The following is a 14,622-nucleotide window of genomic DNA, read 5'->3' as shown; positions in this document are numbered from 1 at the left end:
GAACCTATGAGCCCGGGTACGCCCGGCGCCATCCGTCCCTCCACCCAGCCGCCCCCGAGAAGACCCTGAGATCCGGGTCAGGGTCTGTCGTACCCACCGGGCAGAATGTCTGCGTGCCCGCCGGATACCGCCGCCAGCTCTACCGCGACGACGCGGTGGTGCTGCGCGTGCAGAAACTCGGCGAGAGCGACCGGATCATCACCCTGCTGACCCGCCGGCACGGCCGGCTGCGCGCCGTCGCCCGGGGCGTGCGCCGCACCACCTCCCGCTTCGGGGCCCGGCTCGAGCCGTTCGGCCACGTCGACCTGCAGCTCGCCGGCTCGCCCGAGGGGGTGGGCAGCAGCCTGCACTCGATCAGCCAGGTCGAGGGCCTCGCCCTCTACGGCAAGCGGTTCCTGGAGGACTACCCCCGCTACACCGCCGCGAGCGCGATCGCCGAGACCGCCGAGCGCCTCACCCCGGTGGAGCGCGAGCCGTCGCTGCGGCTCTTCCAGCTCACCCTCGGCGCGCTGAAGGCGCTGGCCGCGGGGGAGCACGCCACGAGCCTCGTCCTCGACGCCTACCTGCTGCGCGGCATGGCGTTCGCCGGGTGGGCGCCGGCGCTGGCCGAGTGCGCGGTCTGCGGCACGCCCGGCCGGCACGGCGCGTTCTCGGTGCCGGCCGGCGGCTCGGTCTGCCCGGAGTGCCGCCCGCCCGGCGCGGCGCATCCCGCCCCGGCGACGGTCGGCCTGATGCTGGCCCTGACCCACGGCGACTGGCAGATCGCCGACGGCGCCGAGCCGCCGGTGCGCCGCGAGTGCAGCGGTCTGGTCGCCGCCCACCTGCAATGGCACATGGAGCGCAACCTGCGCGCCCTGCCCCTCGTCGACCGCCGCGAGTCCCCGCCGGCTCCGCGGGCCGACCCGCGGGAGTCGCCGCCGGCTTCGGGTGCCGTTCGTCGGGAGCCGGCGCCGGCTTCGGGTGCCGTTCGTCGGGAGCCGGCGCCGGCTTCGGGTGCCGATCGTCGGGAGCCGGCGCCGGTTCCGCGTCACCCCATCATCAGCGAGCAACGGGAGATCCTGTGACACGTCCGCCCACCCCGCACATCTCCGGCGCGACGCCGCCGGCGCTGCCCAAGGACGCGATCCCGCGGCACGTGGCGCTGGTGATGGACGGCAACGGCCGCTGGGCCAAGGAGCGCGGCCTCTCCCGCACCAAGGGCCACGAGCAGGGCGAGCACTCGCTGTTCGACGCCATCGAGGGCGCCATCGAGCTCGGCATCCCCTACCTGTCGGCGTACGCGTTCTCGACCGAGAACTGGAAGCGCTCGCCGGAGGAGGTCCGCTTCCTCATGGGCTTCAACCGCGACGTCATCCGCCGCCGCCGCGACCAGCTCGTCGACCTCGGCGTCAGGGTGATCTGGTCGGGCCGCGCGGGCCGGCTCTGGAAGAGCGTGATCTCGGAGCTGCAGACCGCCGAGGAGATGTCCCGCGGCAACAAGACGCTCACCCTGCAGTTCTGCGTCAACTACGGTGGCCAGGCCGAGATCGCGGACGCGGCGGCGGCGATCGCCCGGGACGTGGCGGCCGGGAAGCTGCGGGCCGACAAGGTCAACGAGAAGACCATCCAGAAGTACCTCTACCACCCCGAGGTGCCGGAGGTGGACCTGTTCCTGCGCCCCTCGGGCGAGCAGCGCACGTCCAACTTCCTGCTCTGGCAGTCGGCCTATGCGGAGCTGGTGTTCCTCGACACGCTCTGGCCCGACTTCGACCGCCGCCACCTCTGGTACGCCTGCGAGCTGTACGCCCAGCGCGACCGCCGCTTCGGCGGCGCGATCCCGAACCCGATCGCCCCTCGGTGACGCCGGTGCCCCGGGTGACCCGCCGTGTGCAGCGGATTCTTCTGTAGGCCGGCGACCTGCGCCGGGCGCCGGCCTAGCGCTGACACCCGGCGCTGACACCCGCGCCCTGCCGGGTCGGTGGGCAGCGTCCGGGTCATCGCTGGGGCAAGCGCGGGTTGGTGAAGCGCCCACCGGGGTTGTGGTCAGGCGGTGATGATGTCGATGGTCGCTGCGACGTCCGAGAGGTCGGGCAGGACGGCATGGGCGCCGGCGTGGGCCAGTTCGGCCATGGTGGTGCCGCCGGTCGCCACGCCGACGGCGAGGGCGTCGTTCGCCAGGGCCGCCGACACGTCGTGTGCCGTGTCGCCGATGACGACCGGGCGGAAGCTCTCGCCGTATTTTGCCTCCGCGCGTTCCCGGGAGCGGCGGACGAGCGTCGCGCGCACGCTGTCGTCCGTGCCGTAACCACCGACTTCCGCGTCGAACACACCCGTCAGGCCGAAGGCCGCGATCTTGGCCGCGGCGACCTGCGGCACGTTGCCGGTGACCAGCGTCTGCACCACGTCGTCGCGGGTGCCCAGCGCGTCGAGGACGGCCCGCACCCCGGGCAGCAGCGTTCCCCGCTCGGCGAAGAGATGGCGCGAGGCGTGCACCTGCTCCACGTAGCGGGCGAAGAACCGCTCGGGCGTGCAGTCGGTGACTCCGTGCACGGCGAAGACCTCGGCGCAGATGTCCAGGTCGGTACGTCCCGCGAAGGCCGGAGTCGCCCGCCAGGCCAGCCCCGTCACCTCGGTGAACGCGGCCACCCACGCCCGCGCGGCAACATCTCCGCCGCGCAGCAACGTGTGGTCGATGTCCCACATGACCAGCCGCCTCACCGCTGAGCCCGCCTGCGCCCGACGTGTCGCGCAACCGGCCGCCTCACCGCTGAGCCCGCTTGCGCTCGATGTGTCGCGCAACCGGCCGCCTCACCGCTGAGTCCACTTGCGCTCGATGTGCCCCGCACCGCCGAGCGGGTCGAGGCGGTCGGCGGCGACGGCAGACGTGCAAATCCGCCGCGGGGCCAGCCGCCTCACTGGTCGGCCAGTCTGCGTTCGATGTGCTCCACCTTCGACTCCAGCGCACCGGTGACCCCGGGCCGTATGTCGGCTTTCAGCGACAGGCTGACCCGCGGAGCCTGGGCGGCGACGGCGTCGACGGCATGCTTGACGACGGCCATGACCTCGTCCCACTCGCCCTCGATCGTGGTGAACATCGCGTCGGTGCGGTTCGGCAGGCCGGAGGCGCGCACCACCCGGACGGCCTCGGCGACGAGGTCGCCGACGGACTCGGAGACGCCGATGGGGGTGACGGAGAAGGCGATCAGCATGAGCCTCATCGTGGCACGGCCGCCGAGCGGACCGGCAGGCCGCCGAGCGGACCGGCAGGCCGCCGAGCGGACCGGCAGGCCGCCGAGCCGGCTGGCAGGCCGCCGAGCGGACCGGCAGGCCACCGAGCCGGCTGGCAGGCCGCCGAGCCGGCTGGCAGGCCACCGAGCCGGCCGGCAGGCCACCGAGCCGGCTGGCAGGCCACCGGACCGGCCGGCATGGCCACGGGCCGCGCCCGGTGCGGACCTCGCCGTGCGACAGGTCAGGGCTTCGGTTCCGGCGGATCACCCAGCAGTGCCGTGGTCAGGTCGCGCAGGGGCCCGATCAGGTCCTGCTCGCCGGCGGCGGCGGTGATCTCCCGCGCACAGCACGCCGCAGGGTCTGCCGGCCGACGGCGCGTTCACCACCGGTTTCGCGGTCTGTGCCGGAGTGGGGGCCCTCGCCGTCCTCGCGTCGCTCGCCGTGCCGGCCGTACGCCGGCGTGGCTGACGGTAGGGGATGAGGGGTTCGAAGGAGGAGATACACACTCCTTCCAGTTCTAACCTATATCGCAATATAGGGCTTGCGGCAAGGCCCTGGGGGTGGCGCAGAATCGCTGACCGATGCCGGTACCCACGCATTACCGGCGGACGACCTCACCAGAGGAGATCGATGACGTCAGTCACCAGCTCGCCCGACCAGCCCGAGACCACTGGAGACAAATCGGCGGAAACCGCCGGGAAGATGTCGCACCGCGAGGTAGTCCAGGCGCTCTCCGGCCTGATGCTCGGCATGTTCGTCACCATCCTCGCCTCGACGATCGTGTCCAACGCGCTTCCGCGGATCATCGCCGACCTGGACGGCAGCCAGTCGGTGTACACCTGGATCGTCACCACCGAGCTCCTGGCCATGACGGCGACCGTGCCGTTGTGGGGCAAGATGGCCGACCTCTACAGCAAGAAACTCCTCATTCAGCTCTCGCTCGGCATGTTCGTCGTCGGCTCGCTGATCGCCGGCCTCGCGCCGGACGTCGGGGTGCTGCTCGTCAGCCGGGTCGTGCAGGGCGTCGGCGCGGGCGGCATGGGCTCGCTCGCGCTGATCGTGATGGCGGCGATGATCCCGCCGCGGCAGCTCGGCCGCTATTCCGGATTGTTCGGCGCCGTCTTCGGCGTCGCGACCATCGCCGGCCCGCTCATCGGCGGCGTGCTGGTGGACACCTCCTGGCTGGGCTGGCGCTGGTGCTTCCTCATCGGCGTGCCGTTCTCGCTGGCCGCGATCACGTTGCTGCAGAAGACGCTGCACCTGCCCCGAACGCCGCGCAAGCCGGTCTCCATCGACTGGCTCGGTGCCGTCCTGGTCACCGGGGGCGTGTGCGACCTGCTGATCTGGTCGACCCTGGCCGGCCACCGGTTCGCCTGGGCGTCGTGGCAGACCGCCACCTTCGTCGTGGGCGGGCTCCTGCTGCTCACCCTCGCCGTGTACGTGGAGTCCCGGGCCAAGGAGCCGATCATCCCGCTGAGCATCTTCCGCAACCGGACGGTGTCGCTGGCGATCGTCGCCAGCGTGCTGGTCGGCCTGGCCATGTTCGGCGGCACCGTGTTCCTGTCGCAGTACTTCCAGATCTCGCTCGGCAAGTCGCCGACGGTTGCCGGCCTGATGAGCCTGCCGCTCATCGCGGGGGTGCTGGTGTCGTCGACGGTGGCGGGCCAGCTGATCACCAGGTACGGCCGCTGGAAGGCGTACCTGGTGACCGGCGCGGTGGTGATGACCGGGGGCATGCTGCTGCTGAGCACCATCGACGCGCACACCGGCGTACCGACGCTGTCGCTGTTCATGGCGGTGCTCGGCATCGGCGTCGGCATGCTGATGCAGAACCTGGTGCTGGCGGCCCAGAACGACGTTCCCGCCCAGGAGCTGGGCGCCACCACGTCGTCGCTGACGTTCTTCCGGACCATGGGCGGGGCGATCGGCGTCAGCGCGCTGGGCGCCGTGCTGGCCAACCACGTGACCTCGTTGCTGGCCGAGCGCTTCGGCGCGCCCGCGGCCACGGGCGGCACGGCGAAGGTCCCGGATCTGGCCACCCTGCCGCCGCAGGTGCTGGCCGTCGTCCGGGACGTGTACGGCGAGGCCACCGCCGGCCTCTTCCTGGTCGGCGCCCCGATCGCACTGCTCGCCGTGATCGCGGTCCTGTTCATCAAGGAGAAACCGCTGCACACGCTGAGCGGCGACGAGCGCCGCGCGCAGGAGGAGGCGGCCGCCGCGCTCCACTGACGGCGGTTCTCAGCCCAGAATCGGGGTGAAGAAGCCGGTCAGCACGCTGGTGGTCAGGGCCGCGGCCGACAGCACGGCCGCGCCCGCCAGCAGGGCGGCGTCGGCCGGGCCGAAGTGCTGGCGGCGGGCGTGGGTCCGGGGCGTGCGGGAGTCGAAGCCCCGGGCGTCCATCGCCGTCGCCAGCCGGACCCCTCGCCGCAAAGCGCCCACCAGCAGGGCGAACGCGGTCGAGCCGAAGATCCGCAGGTGAGCCAGCGGGTTGCGGCCCGCGTCGATGCCGCGGGCCCGGCGGGCCAGGCTCAGCATCTGCCACTCCTGGGCCAGCAGCGGGATCAGGCGGAAGGCCGCCAGCGCGCCGATGGCGAAGCGGGCGGGCGCCTTGGCGTTCTGCACCAGGGCGTCCGCCAGGTCGGTCGGGTCGGTGGTGGCGAAGACGACGACGCCCGGCAGCGCCACCGCGAAGATCCGCAGCACCAGGGCCAGGGCGGTGGAGACCACGCCGGTGGTCACGTCGAACGGGCCGAGCGCGACCAGCAGCGTGCCGGTGCGCTCGGCGGCGAACAGCACCATCGTCACGAGAACGCCGCCCGCCGCGAGCGTCAGCGGCCAGGCCCGCCGGGCCAGGACGCGCAGGCGTACGCCGAAGAAGGGCAGCAGGGCCAGCTCGACGGCGACAGCGAGGGCCGGGGTGAGCGGGTCGAGGGTGGCGATCAGCGGCAGCGAGAACAGCAGGGCCGCGCCGAGCTTCGCCACCGGGTTGCGGCGGGCGAGCGGCGCCGCCGGATCCGCGACCGGCTCCCAGGCGAGCGTCATGCCGGTCTGCGGTCGGGCCGGCGGTGGGCGTGGGGCAGGGCCGGGGTCAGGTCGTGGACCCGGTCGGCCAGGGAGTCGGCGAACGCCTCGTCGTGGGTCACCGCGAGGATGCCGTGGCCCTCGTCGCGCAGCCGGGCGAGCAGGGCCACCAGGTCGATCCAGGTGCCGCGGTCCTGGCCGAAGGTCGGCTCGTCGAGCACGAGCAGGCGGGGCCGGGTCGCCAGGGCGGTCGCCACGCTGAGCCGGCGCGCCTCACCCCCGGAGAGGGTGTACGGGTTGGCCTCCGCCAGCGCCGTCAGCCGCAGCCGGGCCAGCAGCTCGTCCACGGTGGCCGACACCTCGGCGGCCGGGCGGCGCAGGCGGCGGGGGCCGAGGGCGAGCTCGTCGGCGACCCGGGAGGTGACGAACTGGTGTTCCGGGGCCTGGAAGACCGAGCCGATGCGCCGGGTCAGCGTCGCGGCGCGCCAGCGGTGCGGGGGCGACGGATCGTCGAAGGCGGTCACCGTGCCCGAGGTCGGCGCCAGGAGCCCGCCGAGGACGAGCGCCAGGGTGGACTTGCCCGCACCGTTGGGGCCGGTCACCGCGAGGGCCTCGCCGGCGCGGGCCTCGAGCCGTACGGGCGGGAGGCGGCGATCGACGGCGACGGCCTGCGCCCGTACCAGAGCATCTCCGGGACCGGCGACGGCCCGGTGCCGGGGCAGCGGATATCCCGGCACCCAGACCCCCTGCTCGGCCAGCGCCGGGCCGTGACCGGCGAAGACCACCTCGGGCGCGCCGTCGGCGGCCACGCCGCCGCCCGGCGCGAGCACCACCACCCGGTCGATCAGGGGCAGCGCCTGCTCGACGCGGTGCTCGACGAGGATCAGGGTGGTGTCGCGGCCGACGGCCCGGGCGATCGCCTCGCGGATCAGGGTGCCGCCGGCCGGGTCGAGGTTGGCGGTGGGCTCGTCGAGCAGCAGCAGGCCGGGCCGCAGGGCGAGGACTCCCGCCAGCGCCAGGCGTTGCTGCTCGCCGCCGGAGAGGGCGTGGGTCGGCCTGGTGATCGGGTACGGGAAGCCGACCCGGTCCAGCGCGTCGCTGACCCGTGGCCAGATCTCACCGGCGGGCACGCCCCTGTTCTCCAGGCCGAAGGCCACGTCGTCGCCGCTGCGGGCCATCACGAGCTGGGTCTGCGGGTCCTGGAAGAGCAGGCCGGCGCTCTCCCGGGCGTGCGGGTCGCGCCCGTCGACGGTGACCGTGCCCTCCGACTCGCCGGAGTCCTCCGGCAGCAGCCCGGCGAGCGCGGCGAGCAGGGTGCTCTTGCCCGCCCCGGACGGGCCGAGCAGCAGCACCCGCTCGCCGCTGCGGATGCGCAGGTCGACGCCGCGGATCGCCCAGGCCCGGCGCCCGGCATGGCGCCAGCCGAAGCCCCGCAGCACGACCTCCGCCATCGCTCAGACCAGCGCCCGGTCCCGGCCCGCCGCGAAGCGGTCGAGGACGCCGGTCGGTGCGAGCGCCCGGGTCAGCGCCCAGCTGCCGGCGCCCGCGATCAGCGTGCTGCTGGCGACGGTGAACAGCGCGTACGGGATCCGGAAGTCCCAGAGGTCGTAGGCGCTGTTCCAGGCGAAGAAGTCGAAGAGGGCGGCGCCGAGACCGGCGAGGGCCCCGGACAGCAGGGCGGCGGGCAGCTTCCACGACCGGTAGAACAGCATCGCGAAGGCGAGCTCCGCGCCGAGGCCCTGGACCAGGCCCTGGGGGATGACCATCGCGCCCCACTTCTCGCCGAGCAGCGCGGAGATGACCGCCGCCACCGTCTCGGCGTAGAGCGCCGCGCCCGGCTTGCGGATGATCAGCGCGGCCAGTACGGCGGGCATCAGCCAGATGCCGTAGAGCACGGCCTGCGCCGGGGGGAAGAAGGCGAACGCGCCCTCGGTGACGGTCCAGAGGTGGCCCCAGGCCCAGAAGATGACGCCGAACGCGACGGCGATGACCGAGGCGATCACGATGTCGATCGTGCGCCAGCGGTATGCGTTGGTGTTGTTGCTCATGTATATGCCTCCCAGCGACCACCGGGAGGAGACGCACGCCACACCCGGAGCTTTCCGGACATGGCGCGGCTGGAGAAGACCGAGCTCCCTGCGCTGGCATTACCCAGATCAGGTTCGAGGGTCTGCGGAAGGGTGTCCCGCACTCTCAGCGCCGCGCGCTCCCCTGTCGGTGAAGTTCGTTCGCGACCACCTTGACGCTTGCCTCGCGTGAGCGATGCACTACGTCCTCGCCGTCGCGAACAAGCTTCATATGGCATGTGTTTCGATGACGCTAACACCCCTGGTGGGGAGCCAACAGCATAGGAGGGGTCCCGTGGAGATCAAAGCCCGAGGTCTGACCTTCGACGTGGCGGTTTCCGGGCCCGAGGACGGCCGGCCGGTGCTCCTGCTGCACGGCTTTCCGCAGGATCACCGGGAGTTCGACCTGATCCTGCCGCGGCTGCACGGTGCCGGGCTGCGGACGTACGCCCTGGATCAGCGCGGGTACTCGCCGGGGGCGCGTCCCGCCGCGGTCGCCGACTACCGGCTGCGGGAGGCGGAGGCCGACGCGGTGGCGGTGCTCGACGCGCTCGGCCTGAAGCAGGTGGACGTCATCGGCCACGACTGGGGTGCACAGGTGGCGTGGGCGCTGGCCGCCCGGCATCCCGGGCGGATCCGTACGCTGACCGCGATCTCGGTCCCGCACCCGCGCGGCATCGCCGTGGCGTTGCAGAACCAGCCGTCGCAGCGGCTGCGGTTCGCCTACATGAAGGTCTTCCAGTCGCGGGTCGCCGAGCGGCTGCTGCTGGCGCGCGACGGCGCCGTGCTGAAGGGGATGATGCGCGACATCGGTCCGCGCGCCGCGATGTACGCCGGGGCGATGGCCGAGCCGGGCCGGCTCACCGGGGCGCTGAACTGGTACCGGGCGCTCTCCCGCGGCGAGCTGGCCGACGTCGGCAAGGTCACCGTGCCGACGACGTACGTCTGGAGCGACGGTGACCCCGTCGTGGGCCGGGCCGCCGCGTCCGCGACGCGCACCTGGGTGGAGGCGGACTACCGCCTGGTCGTCCTGCGGGGCATCGGCCACTGGGTGCCGGAGGAGGCACCGCAGGCGCTCGCCGAGGTGGCCCTCGCACGCATCGGTGTTTGACGTTCTCGCCGAGCGGGCATGCGGTGCGCCAGTTGACGAACAGGAGTCGCCCGGATGGCCGCCGAGAAGCCGCGGATGAAACACGAGTCGGAAAAGCAGCGCTGGGACCGGAATTTCGCGGATCTCCTGCAGGAGCTGCGCGTCGCCCAGACCGGTGTGCAGATCCTCTTCGCGTTCCTGCTGACGCTGCCGTTCAGCAACGGCTTCCCCCGGGTGACCGAGTTCCAGAAGGACACCTACCTGGTCGCGCTCATCACGGCGGCGTTCGCCACCGCGATGATCATCTCGCCGGTCGCCTTCCACCGGGCCCTGTTCCGGCAGGGCCGCAAGCCGGAGCTGGTCCGGTACTCGCACCGCATGGCGACCGGCGGCCTGGCCTTCATGCTGATCTCGATGGTCAGCAGCATCCTGCTCATCACCGACTACCTGCTGAACTTCTGGGTCGCCATCGTGCTCACCGCGGTCGCCGCCGCCTACTTCCTGACGTTCTGGGCGGCCATCCCGTTCGCCAAGCGCACCTGGCTCGACGAGGACGCCGAGCAGGAGGACGAGGAGTTCGCGCGGGACGCCGCGGAGCCTAACGCGGCCGCGCGCTCCTGAGCCCGAGCCCGCGCAGCTCCAGCGCGGCCAGCGCGTCGACGGCGGCGGCGTCGCCGGTGCGCCAGGACCGGGCGATGTCCGGGCCGAGCTTCGTCAGCTCGCCGAGGGGACGGCCGGCGAGCGCCCGCAGCGCCAGCAGCTCCCGGCCGGCCGGCTCGTCGCGGACCCGGGCGGCCACCCCGGCGCGGCGCATCCAGCGCAGCCGCAGCGGCAACCAGCCGAAGAGCACCAGCGCCAGCGGGACCGCGACGATCAGCAGCGCGACGGTCAGCGCGAGGTCGCCGACGATCTCCTGTTGCTGGCGGCCGGCCTCGGCCAGACCGCCGGCCGCGTCCGCCGCGCCGGAGAAGGGTGAGGTCAGCTCGTCACCCACGAGCGGGACCCGACCGACCTTGCCGCCGATGTCGCCGAGGTTGCCCGCGATGGCGGTGCCGGCCTCCTGCAGTTTGCGCCCGGGCACGGCGAGTCTCTCCACCATGTCGTGCGCCCAGAGGCCGGCCCGGATCCAGCAGTAGACCCAGAGCACGACCAGGATGTCGGTGAGGAGCTGGCGGACGGCGGTGGGCAGCCGGTCGGCGTACATCTTCACGCGCGCCAGCCTCCCACGGACCGGCTAGCTTCGCTTGGCCGCGCACTCCGGACACCTGCCGAAGATCTCCATGGTGTGCGAGACGTCGACGAAGCCGTGCTGACCGGCGACCTTGTCGGCCCAGGTCTCCACCGCCGGGCCCTCGACCTCGACCGTACGCCCGCAGGAGCGGCAGACCAGATGGTGATGGTGGCCCTCGCTGCACCGGCGGTAGAGGTGCTCGCCGCCGGGCGGGCGCATCACGTCGATCTCGCCCGCGTCGGCGAGGCCCTGCAGCGTGCGGTAGACGGTGGTCAGTCCCACCCGCTCGCCCCGGTCGCGCAGGATGGCGTGCAGGTCCTGGGCGCTGTGGAAGCCCTCGCAGTCCGCGAGGAGCTCACGGACCGCCGCGCGCTGCCGGGTGTTGCGAACAATGGTCCCGTCGTCCGTCATGTTCCCTCCCTCGCGTGGCTCACCGCATCGGCGACGATGTGCGCGACGTGTTCGTCCACGAGTGAGTATGCGATCTCGCGTCCGCGGCGGGCACCCCGGACCACCCCCGCGCCCCGCAGCACCCGCAGATGCTGGGAAACCAGCGGCTGCGACACACCCAGCTTCTCGACCAGCTCGTGCACGCACCGCTCGCCGCCGCCCAGCTCGGCGACGATCGCCACCCGGATCGGCGTGGACAGCGCCCGCAGCAGCTCGGCGGCCGCCTCGAACGCCTCGTACGCCGCGGACTGCCCGGCCACGGCGGGGTTGCTCACCGGGCCCCGGCGCCGAGCACGACGTCCGGCGGTTCGGCATGCTCGGCCCGTCTTTGCGCGGGCATCCTGCGCAGCGTCCGCCAGGCGCCGCCCGCGGCGGTCAGCGCGACGAAGATGGCGATGGCCACGATGACGATGGTCGCGCCCGGTGCCGTGTCCAGCTGCACCGAGGCCAGCACGCCGGTCGCGGCGGCGACGACGCCGATGGTCATGGCCGTCGCCATCGTGGTGCGGAAGCCCCGGGTGACCTGCTGGGCCGCCGCCACCGGCACCACCATCAGGGCGCTGACCAGCAGCAGGCCGACGGTGCGCATGGCGATCGTGACGGTCACGGCGGTGGTCACGGCGAGCACCAGGTTGAGCGTACGGACGGGCAGGCCGGAGACCCGCGCGTACTCCTCGTCGTTGCAGACCGCGAACAGCGCCGGGCGCAGCCCCAGCGTGGTGAGCAGCACGGCGGCGCCGAGAATCGCGATCACCGTCAGCTCCGGCCCGGACGTGGTGGTCAGCGAGCCGAACAGATACTGCATGAGGTTGGCGTTGCTGCTGTCCTCGGAGAGCCCGACCAGCACCACCCCGCCGGCGATGCCGCCGTAGAAGAGCAGGGCCAGGGCCAGGTCGCCGGAGGTGCGCCCACGCTCGCGGACCAGCTCGACGGCGACGGCCCCGAGCACGGCCACCACGACCGCGGTGACGACCGGGTGGTGATCCAGCAGCAAGCCGACGCCGACGCCGGTCAGCGCCACGTGGCCGATGCCGTCGCCGATCAGCGACAGCCGGCGCTGCACCAGGTAGATGCCGAGCGCGGGCGCGGTCAGTCCGATGACCAGCGCGCCGGCCAGCGGCAGGAGGACGAGGTCGTGCAGCAGGAGGTTCATCTCAGTTCGCCGGCATCCGATCCGTGGGTGCCACGCAGATTCCGGAGTCCTCGGGGTCCGCGTGCGGGTGGACGTGATCGTGACCGGGATGCGCGTGGTGCCCGGCAGGCTCCGGGACCCGTCCCTCGTAGGCGATCCGCCCGTCGTGCACGACGACGGCCCTGTCGATCAGCGGCTCCAGCGGGCCCAGCTCGTGCGCGACGAGCAGCACCGTGCCGCCGCGCTCGCCGAAGCGGCGCAGGGCGTCCGCGAACGCCTCCTGGCTCGCCGCGTCGACCCCGGCCGTCGGCTCGTCGAGGACGAGCAGGTCGGGGCGCCCGGCGAGGGCCCGGGCGATCAGCGTGCGCTGCTGCTGGCCGCCGGAGAGGGTGGCGACCGGGTCGCCGATCCGCTCCAGCAGGCCCACGTCCTCCAACGCCGCGCGGACCGCGGCCCGGTCGGCGGCGCGGGCGGGCCGGAAGATGCCGCGCCGGGCCAGCCGCCCGGAGGCCACGACCTCGCCGACCGTGGCGGGCACGCCGCTGCCGGCACCCATCCGTTGCGGCACGTAGCCGATCCGCGCCCACGCCCGGAAGCGGCGCTGCGGGGTGCCGAACAGCTCGATCTCGCCACCGGCCAGCGGCACCAGGCCGAGGACCGTACGGATCAGCGTCGACTTGCCCGAGCCGTTGGCGCCGAGGATCGCGACGACCTGGCCGTGGGCGACGTCGAGGGAGACGTCGTGCAGGACGGGACGGCCGACGTACGCGACCGCGGCGTGCCGGACGGCGACGACGCTCACGACGAGCAGCCCAGCGCTGTGGCGAGGGCGGTCAGGTTGGCGCGCATGACGGAAAAATAGTCCGCCCGGCTCTCGTCGACACCCTCGATGGGGTCGAGGACGGCGGTCCCGACCCCGGCCTCGCGCGCCACGGTCTCGGCGACCTTGGGGCTGACCAGCGTCTCGAAGAAGATCGTCGTGGCACCGGTGGCCTTCGCGCGCTCGGCGACCTCCGCCAGGCGCTGCGGGGAGGGCTCGGTCTCGGGGGTGATGCCGGTGATGCCGATCTCCTTCAGGGAGTACCGGTCGGCGAGGTAGTGGAATGCGGTGTGGCTGGTCACGAACTCGCGGCGCGCGCACGTCTTCAGCTTGGCGGCGTACTCGCCGTTCAGCGCGTCCAGCTCGGCGTGCAGGGTACGGGCGCGCTCGGTGTAGGCCGCGGCGCGCTCGGGATCGATCGTGCCGAGCCGTACGGCGAGCGCGTCGGCGATGGCCGCGTAGCGCGCGGGATCGAGCCAGACGTGCGGATCGGTGCCGCCCTCGGCGTGCTCGTCACCCTCGTGCCCGGCACCCTCCTGGTGCTCCTCGCCGGCTTCGTGGTCGTGCTCGCCGGCCGGGAGCAGCTCGACCTCCTCACCCGCGTCGAACCCCCGCTTCGACCGCTGCGCCACGGCCTGGTCCACGGCCGGCTGGAAACCCCGCAGATAGACCACCAGGGCGGCGTCGCTAATCTCGGCGACCTGGCGGACGGTGAGCTCCACGTCGTGCGGCTCGGCACCGGGCTTGGTGAGCTGGCTGACCCGCACGGCGTCGCCGCCGACGCGCTCGGCCAGGAACTTCAGCGGATAGAACGCCGTCACCACATCGAGCCGCCCGCCGCTCGATCCGTTCGCCTCCTGTCCGCAGGCGCTGGTCGCGCCGAGGAGCAGCGCGGCGGCGGACACGGCGAGGAATCGGCGGAGCGGCATAGCACCTACCATGCGCGATAATGGTAATGATTGTCAAAAGCGCATGGGTCAGAGCGCCTTGGCCACCGCCGCCACGAAGAGCAGGGCCAGCAGAATCACCCGTACGGTGCGCAGCGCGGGCGGCTGCACCGGCCACGTCGTGAAGGTCAGCGTGGCCAGCGCGGCGCCCAGCACGACCAGCACCGCCGCACCCACGATGCCCGGCAGGAACAGGCCCGCGAGCAGCACCACCAGGGCGGCGACGAACGCGGTCGTCGGGTTCACGCCGGCCAGCCTGCGCAACACGGTCACGTCGGGTTCCTTCCTGGTGCGTACGCTCACGTCATGCTGGTGCTCAACCGCTTCGTCGTCCCCGCCGACCTGCAGGACCCGTTCGTCGAACGGGCGCACGCCGCCCTCGCCGCCCTCGCGGCGAGCACCGGATACACCTCCGGACGGCTCACCCGCGCGCTGGACGACCCCGCCTACTGGACCCTGGTCACCGAATGGGAGTCCGTCGGAGCGTACCGCCGGGCGCTGGGCAGATTCGACGTCAAGGTGCACGCCACACCGCTGCTGTCCGAGTCGCTCGACGAGCCGTCGGCGTTCGAGACGCTCGCCGCGGCCGAGCCCGGGGCCGGCGTCGTCGCCAGCGCCAGCGACCGCGCCGCCGAACCCTGGCGCTGAGCCGTAGGCT

General features: G+C 73.0%; 17 protein-coding genes, 1 pseudogene and 1 riboswitch. Of the genes and pseudogenes, 6 read left to right on the top strand and 12 right to left on the bottom strand.

Annotated elements, in window-relative coordinates; translation table 11 throughout:
* Window positions 1–113 precede the first annotated feature (113 nt).
* Both recO and IEY99_RS28720 read left to right on the top strand, forming a co-directional pair.
* Window positions 114–884: pseudogene (gene recO, locus IEY99_RS28725) on the top strand (DNA repair protein RecO); the annotation flags it as partial.
* A 176-nt stretch (window positions 885–1,060) separates the two neighbouring features.
* Window positions 1,061–1,840 (top strand): isoprenyl transferase, encoded by a 780-nt coding sequence (locus IEY99_RS28720; protein WP_189207204.1) that lies wholly within the window; start codon window positions 1,061–1,063, stop codon window positions 1,838–1,840.
* A gap of 182 nt (window positions 1,841–2,022) precedes the next feature.
* Here IEY99_RS28720 and IEY99_RS28715 read toward each other — a convergent pair whose 3' ends face one another.
* Window positions 2,023–2,697 (bottom strand): haloacid dehalogenase-like hydrolase, encoded by a 675-nt coding sequence (locus tag IEY99_RS28715; protein WP_229799335.1) that lies wholly within the window; start codon window positions 2,695–2,697, stop codon window positions 2,023–2,025.
* A 194-nt stretch (window positions 2,698–2,891) separates the two neighbouring features.
* Window positions 2,892–3,188, bottom strand: a complete 297-nt coding sequence (locus tag IEY99_RS28710) for an MTH1187 family thiamine-binding protein (protein WP_189207202.1) — start codon at window positions 3,186–3,188, stop codon at window positions 2,892–2,894.
* A gap of 649 nt (window positions 3,189–3,837) precedes the next feature.
* Between IEY99_RS28710 and IEY99_RS28705 the strand changes: the two genes are divergently transcribed.
* Window positions 3,838–5,436 (top strand): MDR family MFS transporter, encoded by a 1,599-nt coding sequence (locus IEY99_RS28705; RefSeq protein ID WP_189207201.1) that lies wholly within the window; start codon window positions 3,838–3,840, stop codon window positions 5,434–5,436.
* 9 nt (window positions 5,437–5,445) lie between these two features.
* Here the strand turns inward: IEY99_RS28705 and IEY99_RS28700 are convergent, their stop codons facing one another.
* From IEY99_RS28700 to IEY99_RS28690, 3 genes are read right to left on the bottom strand one after another with little or no spacing between them, the layout of a single operon-like run.
* Window positions 5,446–6,249 carry an energy-coupling factor transporter transmembrane component T family protein gene (locus IEY99_RS28700; protein ID WP_189207200.1) on the bottom strand — a complete coding sequence of 268 codons (804 nt, stop codon included), beginning with the start codon at window positions 6,247–6,249 and terminating at the stop codon, window positions 5,446–5,448.
* Window positions 6,246–7,679 (bottom strand): ABC transporter ATP-binding protein, encoded by a 1,434-nt coding sequence (locus IEY99_RS28695; protein WP_189207199.1) that lies wholly within the window; start codon window positions 7,677–7,679, stop codon window positions 6,246–6,248. Before IEY99_RS28695 ends, IEY99_RS28700 begins: the two co-directional genes overlap by 4 nt.
* Before the next feature lie 3 nt (window positions 7,680–7,682).
* On the bottom strand, window positions 7,683–8,276 hold the full coding sequence (locus IEY99_RS28690) for an ECF transporter S component (RefSeq protein ID WP_189207198.1): 594 nt from the start codon (window positions 8,274–8,276) through the stop codon (window positions 7,683–7,685).
* 67 nt (window positions 8,277–8,343) lie between these two features.
* Window positions 8,344–8,451, bottom strand: a riboswitch (TPP riboswitch).
* 138 nt (window positions 8,452–8,589) lie between these two features.
* Here IEY99_RS28690 and IEY99_RS28685 point away from each other — a divergent pair.
* Window positions 8,590–9,405, top strand: coding sequence for an alpha/beta fold hydrolase (locus IEY99_RS28685; protein WP_189207197.1), 816 nt, complete (start codon window positions 8,590–8,592; stop codon window positions 9,403–9,405).
* A 75-nt stretch (window positions 9,406–9,480) separates the two neighbouring features.
* Window positions 9,481–10,005: a DUF6328 family protein gene (locus IEY99_RS28680; protein ID WP_189207196.1), complete on the top strand. Its 525-nt coding sequence runs from the start codon at window positions 9,481–9,483 to the stop codon at window positions 10,003–10,005.
* Here IEY99_RS28680 and IEY99_RS28675 read toward each other — a convergent pair.
* The 7 genes from IEY99_RS28675 to IEY99_RS28645 are packed head-to-tail and all read right to left on the bottom strand — an operon-like array spanning window position 9,983 to window position 14,237.
* Window positions 9,983–10,588 (bottom strand): hypothetical protein, encoded by a 606-nt coding sequence (locus IEY99_RS28675; protein ID WP_229799349.1) that lies wholly within the window; start codon window positions 10,586–10,588, stop codon window positions 9,983–9,985. The genes IEY99_RS28680 and IEY99_RS28675 overlap by 23 nt on opposite strands.
* A 30-nt stretch (window positions 10,589–10,618) precedes the next feature.
* Window positions 10,619–11,026 carry a Fur family transcriptional regulator gene (locus tag IEY99_RS28670; RefSeq protein ID WP_189207194.1) on the bottom strand — a complete coding sequence of 136 codons (408 nt, stop codon included), beginning with the start codon at window positions 11,024–11,026 and terminating at the stop codon, window positions 10,619–10,621.
* Complete coding sequence (locus tag IEY99_RS28665) at window positions 11,023–11,340, bottom strand: ArsR/SmtB family transcription factor (RefSeq protein ID WP_229799334.1); 318 nt, start codon at window positions 11,338–11,340, stop codon at window positions 11,023–11,025. The genes IEY99_RS28670 and IEY99_RS28665 overlap by 4 nt, the downstream gene beginning before the upstream one ends.
* Window positions 11,337–12,218, bottom strand: coding sequence for a metal ABC transporter permease (locus IEY99_RS28660; protein ID WP_189207193.1), 882 nt, complete (start codon window positions 12,216–12,218; stop codon window positions 11,337–11,339). Before IEY99_RS28660 ends, IEY99_RS28665 begins: the two co-directional genes overlap by 4 nt.
* Window position 12,219: 1 nt before the next feature.
* The gene (locus IEY99_RS28655) at window positions 12,220–12,999 is read right to left on the bottom strand and encodes a metal ABC transporter ATP-binding protein (RefSeq protein ID WP_189207192.1); all 780 of its coding nucleotides are present in this window, start codon (window positions 12,997–12,999) and stop codon (window positions 12,220–12,222) included.
* Window positions 12,996–13,946 carry a metal ABC transporter substrate-binding protein gene (locus IEY99_RS28650; RefSeq protein WP_229799333.1) on the bottom strand — a complete coding sequence of 317 codons (951 nt, stop codon included), beginning with the start codon at window positions 13,944–13,946 and terminating at the stop codon, window positions 12,996–12,998. Before IEY99_RS28650 ends, IEY99_RS28655 begins: the two co-directional genes overlap by 4 nt.
* A gap of 48 nt (window positions 13,947–13,994) precedes the next feature.
* A complete protein-coding gene (locus tag IEY99_RS28645; protein WP_189207190.1) occupies window positions 13,995–14,237 on the bottom strand; it encodes a DUF6703 family protein in 243 nt (80 codons plus the stop codon).
* Window positions 14,238–14,270: 33 nt separating this feature from the next.
* Between IEY99_RS28645 and IEY99_RS28640 the strand changes: the two genes are divergently transcribed.
* Window positions 14,271–14,612, top strand: a complete 342-nt coding sequence (locus IEY99_RS28640; protein WP_189207189.1) for an antibiotic biosynthesis monooxygenase family protein — start codon at window positions 14,271–14,273, stop codon at window positions 14,610–14,612.
* The last annotated feature ends 10 nt before the right edge of the window (window positions 14,613–14,622 follow it).

Source organism: Couchioplanes azureus (genome assembly GCF_014648355.1).
In the GTDB taxonomy this organism is placed as follows: Bacteria; Actinomycetota; Actinomycetes; order Mycobacteriales; family Micromonosporaceae; genus Actinoplanes; species Actinoplanes azureus.
Note: the sequence above shows the minus strand (reverse complement) of the source record. Positions and strands in the feature narration are given on the sequence as shown.